The organism is Salipiger sp. CCB-MM3, assembly GCF_001687105.1.
GTDB lineage: Bacteria > Pseudomonadota > Alphaproteobacteria > Rhodobacterales > Rhodobacteraceae > Salipiger.
Genome location: NZ_CP014596.1, coordinates 267,293 through 279,637 on the forward strand (window position 1 = coordinate 267,293; position 12,345 = coordinate 279,637).

Here is a 12,345-nt window from a genome sequence, read left to right on the forward strand (position 1 = left end):
CGCCTCACCTCGCATTAGCGGCCAGCAGTTCCGGCAGCCATGTCACCAGGCCGGGGAACAGCGCGAAGAGGCCAAGCACCAAGACCTGGATCAGGAAGAAGGGGATCACCCCGCGATAGACCTGCCCGATGCCGATCCCTTCGGGCAGCACGCCCTTGAGATAGAAGAGCGTGTAGCCGAAGGGGGGCGTGATATAGGCCATCTGCGCGGTGATCATGAAGAGCACGCCGAACCACAGCGGATCGAAATCGAGCGCCGTGATGATCGGCAGGAAGACCGGAACGCAGAGCAGGATGATCCCGATCTCGTCGAGGAAAAGGCCGAGGAAGATGAGGATCAGCACCATTGCCCCGAGGACCATCCAGCGCGAGGCTTCCAGCGTCTCGACGAAGTTCAGCAGGGAATCCGCGCCGCCGGTGGCCACGAAGGTTGAGATGAAGGCCCGCGCGCCGATGGTGATCCAGAGGATCATGGCGGTGACCCGCAGCGTGTCCGTCGCGCTCTGCGACAGCATGGAGAGGCTGAAGCGCCGCGTCACCAGCGCGGACGCCGCGGCCCCCAGCACGCCCACGGCGGCCGCTTCGGTCGGCGTGGCGATCCCGGCGTAGATCGAGCCGAGCACACCGATCACCACGAAGGCGGGCAGGATCAGACTCTTCAACTTGCCGAGCTTCACGCGCAGCGGGATCTCCTCGATCTCCACCGGTTTCGGGGCAAGCTCGGGATTGATCCACGTCCGGACCAGGATGTAGGCGATGTAGCCCCCGGCGAGGATCAGGCCCGGCACGATGCCCGCAGCGAACATCTGCCCGATCGAGATCTGCGCAGTGATCGCATAGACGATCGTCACCACCGAGGGCGGAATCAGGATCCCCAGCGTGCCGCCGGCGCAGATCGCGCCTAGCGCGAGCGGCGGGTGATAACCGCGCTTCAGCATCGACGGCAGAGCGAGAATGCCCATGGCGGCGACGGCGGCACCGACCACCCCTGTCATCGCGGCGAGAATGGTGCATATCGCGATGGTGCCCACGGCGAGACCCCCGTTGACCCGGGCAAACCATGTCTCCATCGCGTCGTAGAGCGCGTCGATGATCGACGATTTCTGCAGAACCGAGGCCATGAGCACGTAGAGCGGGATCGCCATTAGGCTCTCCGAGGTCATCGTCTCGAAGGTGTTCAGCACGGCGACGATCAGGGCGGAGGGGCCCCAGAGCAGGATCGTGGAGATGAAGGCGATGGCCCCCAGGACAAAGGCCAGCCCCGCGCCGCTCAGCATGAAGACGATGAGCGAGACGAACATGAAGGCTAGGGTCATCGAGCTTTCCATCACGCGCCCTCCCCGCCGGTGACGGCGAAGACGGCATCGGCCAGCGCCTGGAGCAGCAACAACAGGGCCGCCAGCGGCAGGAAGGCCTTGGCCGGCCAGACGATCGGGTTCCAGGCGGAATAGCTGGTCTCGCCGTAGCTGAAGCTCTGCCAGACCAGCGGCACGGAGAACCACAGCAGGATGGCACCGAAGGCCGCCGCCAGCGCGAGCCCGATGACCTGCAGCACCGTCGCCAGCCCGCCGGTGGCCTTGGCCGAGACGATGTCGACCGCGACATGCCCGCCGAGGTGCAGCAGGTAGGGGCCGCCGAGCAGGAAGAAGGGCCCGAAGATCAGCGTTGCAAGCTCGGGGGCCCAGGAGGTCGGGGCGGCCATTAGGTAGCGCGACAGCACCTCCCACAGCATGAGCAGGACGATGGCGTAGACGAGCCATTTCGCGACGGCAAAAAGACCGCGGTTCAGCGCGGTGATGCCCCGTGACAGGTGAAGCATGACAGACTCCGGAAAAGGCGAGGCCGGCCCGTGCGGAACGGACCGGCCCGATAGGCAGGCGATCAGAGCAGGCGAAGCTCTTTCATCAGGGCGATCTGCGACTCCATCATGCGGGTCGACAGCGCGTCCTTGGCGGCCGCCTTCCAGCTGTCGAGCGCCTTGATGCGGCCGTCCGCCACGTCCTGCGGATCAAGGTCGAGGATCTCGACGCCGGCTTCCTGGAACTTCGCGATGTACTCGCCGTTCGCCACCAGGATGTTCTGGCGCAGCGTGCCCGAGATCTCACGCGCGGCAACCGCGAGGGCCGCCTTCTGCTGATCATCCAGTGCCTCGTAGGCCCGCGTGTTGGCGACATAGGAGGTCGCCGTGCTGGGCTGGTGGACACCGGGCAGGATCAGGAACTTGGCGACCTCGTGAAGGCCCTCCTCGTAATTGGCCTTGATGTCGCCGCGGTCGGCGATGTCGATCAGCCCCTTGTCGAGCGCCGAATAGACCTCGGAGGTGGGCAGCGGCGACACGGAGACGCCGAAGTCCGCCATCACCGCGGAGGCCAGCCCCACGAAGCGCCCCTTGAGCCCGTTCATGTCCGCGATCCTTGTGATCGGCACGCGCGAATGGATGGGCTCCTCGCCATAGACCGTGGGGGCGACATACGTTAGCCCGGCAGGCGCATAGCTTTCGCGGGCCAGCTCCAGACCGTCGCGCTCGTAGAACCATGCCTCGTACTGGTCCGCCTCGGGGAAACCGAAGGGCACGGTGGACGAGAAGCCATGCGCGGGGATCTTGCCCGCGGTATAGCCGTCGAAGGTCTTCATCATCTCAAAGGCACCGCCACGTACCGCGTCGAAGGCCTGCGCCGCGGGCACGATCTGCCCGCCGGCGAAGGGCGTGATCTCGAGCGAGCCGCCGGTCAGTTCCTTGACCCGCGCGCAGAAGTTCTCCTCGTATTTCATCGGCGTTGTGCCGCCGCCCCAGAGGGCCTGCATCCGCCATTTCGTCACGCCTTGCGCGCGCACCGAGGTTGCGGCGACGATGGCCGGGGCGGCCAGAGCGGCTGCCCCGAGGCGCAGCATGGTGCGCCGGGTAGAATTGGACATTGGTTTCCTCCCAATTTCAGAAAGTCAGGCGCCCTCCAGCACCTCCTTGGCGCGGGCGACACTGACGTCTCCCGCTGCGACGATGGCCTTCGCCACCCTGTCGATCTCCTGGCCCATGGCCCCTGCGGTGATCGCGATATTGCGCGCGTGCAGCGCCATGTGGCCGCGCTGGATGCCCTCGGTCGCCAGGGCCCGGAGGGCTGCCATGTTCTGCGCGAGACCGACGGCGGCGGTGACCTCGGCCAGCTCCTGCGCCGAGGTCACCTTCATCAGCTTCAACGCCGCCTGCGCGGCCGGATGCGTGCGGGTCGCGCCGCCGACGATGCCGAGCGCCATCGGCATCTCCAGCGTGCCCACGAGCGCGCCGTCGCGATCAATCTCCCAGGTGGTGAGCGAGGTGTAGCGGCCGTCGCGCGCGGCATAGGCATGCGCCCCTGCCTCGATCGCACGCCAGTCGTTGCCGGTGGCCACGACGACGGGATCGATGCCGTTCATAATGCCCTTATTGTGCGTCGCCGCGCGGTAGGGGTCGATGATCGCGAGGGCGCAGGCCTCGACGATGCCCCGGGCCACTTCGGCACCGGACAGCGCGCGGGTAGTGAGCGCCTCGGCCGGGATGCGGACGCTGGCAGTGACCACGCGACGGTCCGCCAGGTTCGACAGGATGCGCAGCCGCACCTTGCCGCCGGTGATTTCCTCCACCCGCGGCGCCAACATCTCGGCCATGGAGTTGACGGTGTTCGCGCCCATGGCGTCGCGCACATCGACCAGCAGGTGCAGCACCACCATCGGCCCGATGGGCGTGTCGGGGAACACGTGGACCTCGATGTCCTTGCAGCCACCACCGAGGTTGACGAGCACGGTGTCCCGCGTGTTGGCCTTCGCGACCAGCTCGTCGCGATGCGCCAGCAGCCGCGCCCGCGCCCCCTGCGGATCCGACAGGCCGACGACCTGCACCTGCGCCCGCATGATCGGCGTGGTGCATGAGGCGGTGAAGCCCCCGCCGCTGCGCGCGATCTTCGCCATGTAGGAGGCCGCGGCGACCACCGAGGGTTCCTCGACGGCCATCGGCACGAGGTGGTCGCGTCCATTGACCGTGAAATTGGTGGCCACGCCGAGCGGCAGCTCGAACTTGCCGATGACATTCTCGATCATGCCGTTGGCAACGCTCAGCGGCAGGCTTCCGTCGCCGGCGAGCCCTGCCTCCTGCGCGTGATCCAGCCCTGCGGCGGCGACCACGGCATTGAGGCGGGCGTTGGGCTCCATGTCGCGCAAGCCCTCGATGCGCGAGCCGGCCCCGGCCGGGGGTTCGGGCTGCAGGCTCCCTGCTATGTCTGCCATGAAATGTCCTCCACTTTTGCCGGCAACATCGCGGGATTCTCTGCGCTTGTATTGGTACAGTTAAAGAAATTCACCCTATACTGTACCCATAGTGTTTGGGGCACACTGGCAGCATGGCACAGACCAAGACGGACCGTATCTTTGAAACCCTGAGGCATAGGATCCTGGACGGCGACCTTGCGGAGGGCGCGCGGCTGATGTCGCTGCGCCACGCCTGCCAGCAATATGGCGTTTCCAAGAACGTCATGGTCACCGTCTACGACAGGCTCGTGGCGCACGGGCTCGTGACCTCCAGACACGGGGCCGGCTTCTACGTGGCCCATGCGTCGGCGACCACCAAGGAACCGGAAAATCTGCGTGAGGCAAGCGACATCGTCTCGCTGCTCCACGCCCAGCTCGAGCGGCCCTACACCGTCCTCGTGGGGGATGGCCGGCCGCCGGAAAGCTGGCTTCTCAATTCGGTGCCCGCCGTCACGCTGCATACAGGCGAAGGCGGATACGGCCCCCCGCATGGCCTGCTGCTACTGCGCGAATGCATCGCCGCCGCGCAGATCTCGGCGGGGATCGAGGTCAGCCCATCGCAGATCGTCACCACCTTCGGCGCCAACCATGCGCTGGACCTGATCATCCGCAGGTTCACCCGCGCGGGCGATACGGTGCTGGTGGATGACCCGGGTTATTACCCGCTCTTCGCCAAGCTGAGGCTCGCGGAGGTGAACTTCGTGGGCGTGCCGCGCACCCCGCGCGGCCCCGATCCCGACGCGCTGCAGGCGCTTGCCGCCGAACACCGGGCCCAGCTCTTCTTCACGCAATCGCTGGTCCAGAACCCGACGGGATGCTCGATCGACCTGCCGACGGCCCATGCCATCCTGCAGGTGGCCGACCGGCGCGACATGCTTGTGATCGACGACGATCCCTTCATCGATCTTCCGGGCGTGGCGGGCACGCGCCTTGCCCAGCTCGACCTGTTCGACCGGGTGATCCAGATCGGCACATTCTCGAAGACGCTGTCACCCTCGCTGCGCTCCGGCTTCGTGATCGCCCGGACCGAGATCGCATCGAGCCTTGCCGAGCTCAAGATGATCCTCGCGGTGAACAGCTCCAGCCACACCGAACGCGCGATCGCCGGGATCATGCGCTCGCGCCGATATCAGAAGCTCAGTGCTCGATTGGCAAAGCGCCTCGAGGTGGAGCGCGCGGAGGGCATGGCAAGGCTGAAGTCGCTCGGGCTCAGGCCTTTCGGCCCGCCCGATGCCGGGCTCTACGGCTGGATCGAACTGCCGGAGGGGACGTCAGACCTGGAGGTTGCGCGCCAGGCGGCCTCGCAGGGCATTTTCCTCGCACCCGGCACGTTGTTCCGGGCCAGTGACAGCACGCTCGACCCACCCGCAATGCGCGTGAACTGGAGCCGTATCAACGACAGCCGGTTCTACTCTTTTCTTCGTGGCCATACATGACGCGCTCATCACCCAACCCATCATCAAAGTCGTTCTGAAGCGTGCCCTGATCGAAATGCCCTTTGGCACGCCAGGCGTGCGTCCCTCACCCACCGCCCGATCGAGCGACATCTTGAGAGTACGATTTCAGAAAATCACCCGCGCGGCCATTAAATGGCCAAATTCTTTCGCCATCGAACCCGAAGGCATTTGAAAACAATCAAACTATTTGTTCTTTGCGTTGAAAGAGTTTGGGGGGTGTCCGTGTTCAACAAGGCCTTTGTTCCGAAGAAGCCCAAGCCTCTGACGGCACTCTCGCGAAGGCGGGAGCCTCGAAACTTCGCGGATTTTCTGAAGCTCGCGACATCCTTCGATCTTGAAATGAAAGGGCGCGCCGGCAGCCCGCTGACGCTTCGGGACGCTGCTGCCATTCCTGCTGTCTCTGCGCTCAAAGACATCGAGACTTCGCGCAGGGGCATGAGCGCACGTGATGTCGTCAAGGAGTTGAGGCGCCGCCGGCTCGCCATAGGCCACAATGCGGCCCGGTTCGACATCCCCGAGCTCGAGTCTCTGGCTGGCACGACGCTTTCGGATATCCCCCTGGTCGATACGCTATGGCTAAGCCCCCTCGCCTTCCCGGCAAACGATACGCACAGGCTGGAAAAGCCCTACCTTGAGAAAGACAAAGTCCTCCCCGATCCGGAGGAGGATGCCAGGAATTCTGTTCTGCTGCTTCGCGATGAGGTGGAACGCCTCCGGGCAATGGATCGGGACTGGCTGGAGATCCTCTGCTGGCTCTGCTGCCTTGGACCTGCGTCTCTTGGCTATGAGTTCCTCTTCGAGGTCATTTTCGAAAGCATTGAGCCGCTGCCCAGCGCGCCGCTAGAGGCTGCCCGTGTGGTTGTCCCCAAGATACGCGCGATCTTTGGCGACACGCTCTGCCTTCACGGCTTGCATGACCAGGTGCTGATGGCGTTCAAATCCGGCAATGGCTGGCCTCTGGCCTGGGCCCTTAGCTGGCATCGCCATAAGGTCGAGCGGGCCGCTCCCGCGCGATGGCTGCTGGAGACCTTCCCCGAGTTCCAACTCGCGCTTGATGACCTCGGACGGCGCCGGTGCAGTCATCGATCCTGCATCCGCTGCCGGGATCATGGAACTCCGCTTGAGAGCATGGCGCACTGGTTTCCGCCGGCCCCGGGACAGATCCTTGCGTTCCAGCCGCCCTTTGATCTGGGATATCTGACGTATCAGGAACAGGTTATGAGGGCTGCGCTCGCGCGGCGCGACACTCTTGGCATCCTGCCGACGGGCACCGGCAAGTCGCGCTGCTTCCAGGTCCCTGCCCTCGAGCAGCATGCGCGCACCGGCGATCTCGCTGTGGTGATCTCCCCCCTGAAAGCCCTGATGGAAGATCAGATCAAGAAGGCGAAGTCAGAGAACCTCCCGGGCGTTGACCGGCTTCATGGCGATCTCGATGCGGTTGAGTGTGAGCGGGTCTTCGACGCGGTGAGGTCGGGTCACACGGCGCTCCTCTACATCTCGCCCGAGGGGCTTGGCGGGGCCGCGATGCGAAAGCTCCTTGAGAGCCGGCGGATCGGCATGTGGGTCTTCGACGAGGTCCACTGTGTGCCGACATGGGGAAAGGGCTTCAGGGGAGACTATTGGAGGGCGGTCTCCTGGGCGCGCGACTGCGGCGCGAAGGGAAGCGACAGGGCAACCATTCTTTGCCTGACGGCCACAGCCCGCCCGGAAACCAGGAAAGACATACAGACAGTTTTCAGCCAGCGCCTGGGCCGGAGGCTGCAGGTCATCGATGGCGGCGCCGACCGGCCCAACCTGACCTACCGCGTACTGGAGCGCGAAGGGGAGCTCGACGACCAGATCGACAGGCTTCTGAGAGATCCGCAGCTGCTGCCCGGGAACGGGCAGGCGATCATCTATGCCTACCGGCAAAAGGATACCCTGGAGATCGCGGCCCAGCTCATGCGGCGAGGGCACCGCGCAGCAGCGTATCATGCCGAACTTCACAAGGAGCGCAAAGCACGGGTGGAGGAAGCGTTCGCCGACGGCGATCTGAAGGTGGTTGTAGCGACCATCGCCTTTGGCATGGGCGTGGATACCCCGAGAGTGCGCCTCGTGGTGCATGCGGCTCCTCCGGCCTCTCTCGAGGCCTATGCCCAGGAAGCGGGACGCGCCGGACGAGACCGCAGGGCTGCGACCTGCATCATGCTGCGGGATCCCGAGGAGATGGACCGCCGGCATGCCAGCCTGGCGCGCGGCCATCTCGCCAAGGAGGACATGGATACCATCCTTGCCCATCTTCTGGGTCTGCGTCGGAGGCTCCGGGATGCCAGGGACAACAGCGCCCTGCGGCCGACACTCTCCCTTCCCTACAGGCTTGTTGCACGCGATGTCCTCGGATTGCCGAAAGGCAAGGATCCCGGCAAATCTCTGAAGTTCCAGAGCGACCGCATCAATCGTATCGTCGATGAGCTCGAAACCAACGGGCTCATAGAGAAGCTGCGTCATGAGCAGTCCCTCTCCCACCTGCGGGTGCAGATGGAGGCGCTCTCCTCCTTGATCGCCCAGCGCAGCGCGCTGCCGAAGATCGAAGGGATGATCGTCGACGTCCTTGCCAGAGAGCTGGAGAAGTGCCCTGGAGAGATCCCTGCCCTGCCAGAAGACAAGGAAGCGCTGGCGGACGCGTGCAACCCGAAGCGGCCTCCGGCCTTGTCGCACCTCTCCCAGGCGCTCAATCGCCTCAAGGAGAAGGGACTGCTGCATGCGGTCGTGGAACTTGAGGTCGGGCTCGGACCGCGGGGAACCGCTGAGAAGATCGTCGAGACATGGGCGCTCAAGGGAGAGGCGGTGCTCGATGCGGTGACGGACCTTTTCGAGGAGCGCGAGGCGGCGGCTGCGGAGCAGGAAGAGGGATCAGAAGAGAAGGGCGCCGCTGATGCAGCCCTGCTGGAGAAACCTCTAGAGACGACCCTGATGATTGTCTCACGCCGCGCCGAAGGCAAGCTGCCCGAGGAGGTGAAGCTCTTTCCCAAGGAGGCGCTGCAGCTCCTCGAAGAGCTTTCGGAGCTCGGTCTTCTGGAAATGGAGGATCGTCCATCCGGCATGACCCGGGCGCTGTCCCTGAAGCTACCCCATGATCTTGATGATGCTTCAGACCTGCCGCTCCGATCGAACCGCCAGATTGCCCGGGTTCTTGCGGCCTTGCGGCACCTGGCCGGCGACCAGCGTTTCCTTGAGGTTGAACTCGAGACACTGCTCGACACGCTCGTTTCCCTCGACATGGATCTCGAGCAAACCTGGAGGAGGCCAGATGGAAGTCATCTGACGCTGGCTGAGGCGAAGAAACTCTGCCGCCGACATCTGCGAAAGCTATCGGAACTCAAGGTCATCACGGTGTCCCGAGGGCTCTATCCTCCTAGGGAGGAGTGCACCGTCCGGGTTGCCGAGCGCAGCACAAATATCACCGTTCGGTCCTATACCAAGGACATGTTCACGGCCGGGGTGGAAGCCTTCCAGCAGGAGGAAATCCGCCAGTTGCACCTCGTCGACGGCTTTGGCAGCCAGGTGCTGGAAGACGAAAGCCAGGCGCCTGCCCTTCTGCGCAGATATTTCAAGGACGCCTCCGAAGAGAGCCTCGAGGCGGTTTACGAGGGCGCAGAGCTTGAGCTTGTTCGCAACAACCGGCCGGCGCCTGTCGGCCGGCAGATCAAACTTCGCTCCCGACTTGATGAACGCCAGGCGGCAATTGTGCATGGCAGTACCGAGCTTCAGGACACCCTCATCCTCGCGGGCCCGGGAGCAGGCAAGACGCGGGTCCTTGTCGAGCGCATTGTCTGGCTGGTCTCGGTCGAGCGGGTGCCACCCGACCAGATCCTGGCCCTTTGCTACAGCCGCCGCGCGGCCGAAGAAATTCGCGAAAGGCTTCGGGAAGACACCGCGCTTGGACGCCTCGGCGCCCTGGTGGCGGTCTACACCTATCATTCCTTTGCCCTCCAGGTGCTCGGCAAGTCCTTTGCGGAACTCTCGGATGAGGCCATGCCCGAACAGGCAATCGCCCGCAAAGGCGAAGACCTGAATGAAGGACCGCCCACTGCCTTCGATCTGATACTGAAGTCTGCGAGCGAGCGTCTTCGAGAGCACAGGCGAGCCAACGGCGACATGTCGGACATCCTGCTGCGGCGGTTCCGCTGGGCCTTTGTCGATGAGTTCCAGGATGTCACCGACACGTCCTTCGATCTGATCAGAGAGATTTCGCAGCAGAGCCAGAAGTCTTCCGCGCGGCAAACCAGGGTGAAGCCCGTCTTTACCGTAAAGGGCGGAGAGCAGGTGCCGGAGCCGGTCGTCGACGTGCGTTTCTGCGCCGTGGGCGATGACGATCAGAACATCTACGACTTCGACGGGGCGAGCGGAAAACACATCCGCGACTTCGAGAAACTCTTCCCGGGGGCGGCACGCCCGGAGCTCACATGGAACTATCGATCGAGCGGGGCCATTCTTGCGGCCGCGGCGGAGATCATCTCCGGATGCTCCGATCGCCTCAAGCTCAACCCCATCGAGATCAACCCCGCTCGGTGCGGAGACCCGCTGCAGGGGGCGTATTTCCAGTCCCAGCGTCCCGACCTCGGAAAGGTCGCCCTGTGCTGGGCCGAAGACGGCTCTATCGAGCTTCAAGCTGCCATCGCAGCCGCGCGTCTACTCGGCCTTTCAGGTCAGGTTCCCAAGGCGCAGTGGAAATGGCCCTCAACGGCCGTCCTGGTCCGGAACCGCAAGCACATCGCCGTGGTCGAGGGCGCCCTGGAAGCTGCGGGGATAGAGGTATCCCGGGACTTGCAGGGGCTGGTACCCATGGCGCGGGTCCGCGAAGCCCTTCATGTTCGGGGGTGGCTCGAAGAGATGGGTCGTCTGGGTCGCCTCATATGCAAGGAGGATGCTGATCAAGCCGCTGCCCGACTTGATGAGCGCTTCGATAACCGCTGGTCAGCTCCCATCGCCGAGTGGCTGCGTGACCTGTCGTGGGATGAGGGTGAGAGCGGGGGATTGCCTGCGCGGCAGCTGCTCGACGAGTTCATGGAGTGGGCGCACGGCTGGCGGCCACGGCAGAGCGGCGTCGCGGTGCTGACAGCCCATAGCTCTAAGGGCCTTGAGTTCGACAATGTTGTGGTTCTCGAGGCCGGATGGGCCAAGGGGTATACGCTCAATGTAAAGGATGCGGATCGCCGGCTATTCTATGTGGCTGCCACCCGCGCCAGGCACAGCTTGAGCCTTGTGTCTTCCGGCCTTGGGATATTCCGCAAGATGCTGGATGGGCGCTCCGCAGATCATCTCACGAAGCTGAATGTTGCGCCACATCCGGAGGCGGTGAGAGCCGCCATCACGCCGCGCCTGATGCCCTGCTCTGTTCGCGATGTCTTTCTGTCTTTCCCGGCTTGGGACGGGTTTCGATGCACCAGCACTGAGGAGAGCCGGGAGGGGGTGAGGCGGACAATCTCTAATCTGCGCGTTGGAGATCGCCTGATCCTCGAGAGAACACTGCAGGCAGACAGCAATCCCTGGCACCTATTTGCCGAGCGCAAGGGCCGTCGCGTTCGCATCGGCAAGATGCAGAAGGGGTTCGAGCCAGGGGCTGACGGACAGAGATTCTCGGCGATGGTCTTTGCCCTGGTTGGCTGGAACAAGACAGACAGCGAAGAAGGCTACCAAGGGAGCATCAAGCTTGATCGTTGGCTCACGGTGGTGCCGGCGTGGTCATCTAAAGAATGACGTCCGCGGCCGCGAAGAGTGCTGGCGCCCTTCAGGGCGAAGGTGTGAGGTCTTCGGAAGATCAGATCAAAACGCAGGTGGGCTTGGAGCTGCCCAAGAAGCGAAGTCTTCTTCTCGCTGCGAGAGGGGGCTGTTCCTCATCGAACGATGGCTAGAGCACTACAACATGGAACAGCCGCATGGCATTCTCGAAAATTGGGTGCCGGAGCCAGAGACCTTTATACCAATAGAATGAACGCCGACCATGAATTAGCTTTGAACTCGGGCCACTCCTTGGGGCCAGCGCAGAAGGAGATGCAGATGGCACAGAGCACTGATGGGGAAGAAAAGAGCGCGACCGTTCCAATTACCGCTTCAATGCGCGAAATTGGAAGTGACGCTGACCTGCCACTCATCAGACCTCTTGGTTCTGGCAGACGCAAGAGATCAGCCGAGCCAGTGATAAAGCTCGGAGACAGCAAGGTGTCGACAACTGATCTCTAGGCCTCATCGTCCGGTAGCCACTCCGGGAGAGCATCGCGCGGTGCCGCCGGCACCTCTTTTACGAGATCGGGTTCAACTCCGAGATAGCGTGCGATCATGAGAGCCGGCCCGAGCCGCAGGGTCGGCTTACCCTTCTCCAGGTCGACTATGTACCGTCGGCCCATCCCGGTGGCATGTGCAATGTCCGCCTGACGCAGGCCAAGGGCTTTCCTACGCGCCCTGACCATTTCCCCGAACCTCAGCGCATCGTCGACGCCCGGCGCCGGCGGTAGCTTCAGATCATAGGGGAGATCGTCGTCATCGTCGTGTTCCGCGCTGCGCATTCGAATGTTACCGCTCGGGATCATCAATGAGTCTTCGCGTCGAGGTTACGCCAGATGTACCCGATC

The 12,345-nt window shown here is 63.8% G+C and carries 7 protein-coding genes; 2 read left to right on the forward strand and 5 right to left on the reverse strand.

The window, feature by feature from the left end; genetic code table 11:
- Nucleotides 1-4: 4 nt before the first annotated feature.
- From AYJ57_RS15170 to AYJ57_RS15185, 4 genes are all read right to left on the reverse strand, one after another.
- A complete protein-coding gene (locus tag AYJ57_RS15170) occupies nt 5-1,327 on the reverse strand; it encodes a TRAP transporter large permease (RefSeq protein ID WP_066107757.1) in 1,323 nt (440 codons plus the stop codon).
- Nucleotides 1,327-1,818 (reverse strand): TRAP transporter small permease subunit, encoded by a 492-nt coding sequence (locus AYJ57_RS15175; RefSeq protein ID WP_066107760.1) that lies wholly within the window; start codon nt 1,816-1,818, stop codon nt 1,327-1,329. The genes AYJ57_RS15170 and AYJ57_RS15175 overlap by 1 nt, the downstream gene beginning before the upstream one ends.
- Nucleotides 1,819-1,880: 62 nt before the next feature.
- Entirely contained in the window at nt 1,881-2,915 is a 1,035-nt protein-coding gene (dctP, locus tag AYJ57_RS15180; RefSeq protein ID WP_066107763.1) for a TRAP transporter substrate-binding protein DctP, read from the reverse strand.
- A gap of 24 nt (nt 2,916-2,939) precedes the next feature.
- Nucleotides 2,940-4,256, reverse strand: coding sequence for a hydroxymethylglutaryl-CoA reductase, degradative (locus tag AYJ57_RS15185; protein WP_066107766.1), 1,317 nt, complete (start codon nt 4,254-4,256; stop codon nt 2,940-2,942).
- Nucleotides 4,257-4,369: 113 nt separating this feature from the next.
- Here AYJ57_RS15185 and AYJ57_RS15190 point away from each other — a divergent pair, with 113 nt between their 5' ends.
- Entirely contained in the window at nt 4,370-5,713 is a 1,344-nt protein-coding gene (locus tag AYJ57_RS15190; protein ID WP_066110364.1) for an aminotransferase-like domain-containing protein, read from the forward strand.
- A gap of 243 nt (nt 5,714-5,956) precedes the next feature.
- A complete protein-coding gene (locus tag AYJ57_RS15195; RefSeq protein WP_193789546.1) occupies nt 5,957-11,473 on the forward strand; it encodes a RecQ family ATP-dependent DNA helicase in 5,517 nt (1,838 codons plus the stop codon).
- A 479-nt stretch (nt 11,474-11,952) separates the two neighbouring features.
- Here AYJ57_RS15195 and AYJ57_RS15200 read toward each other — a convergent pair whose 3' ends face one another.
- Complete coding sequence (locus tag AYJ57_RS15200) at nt 11,953-12,303, reverse strand: helix-turn-helix transcriptional regulator (protein ID WP_217621129.1); 351 nt, start codon at nt 12,301-12,303, stop codon at nt 11,953-11,955.
- Nucleotides 12,304-12,345 lie beyond the last annotated feature (42 nt).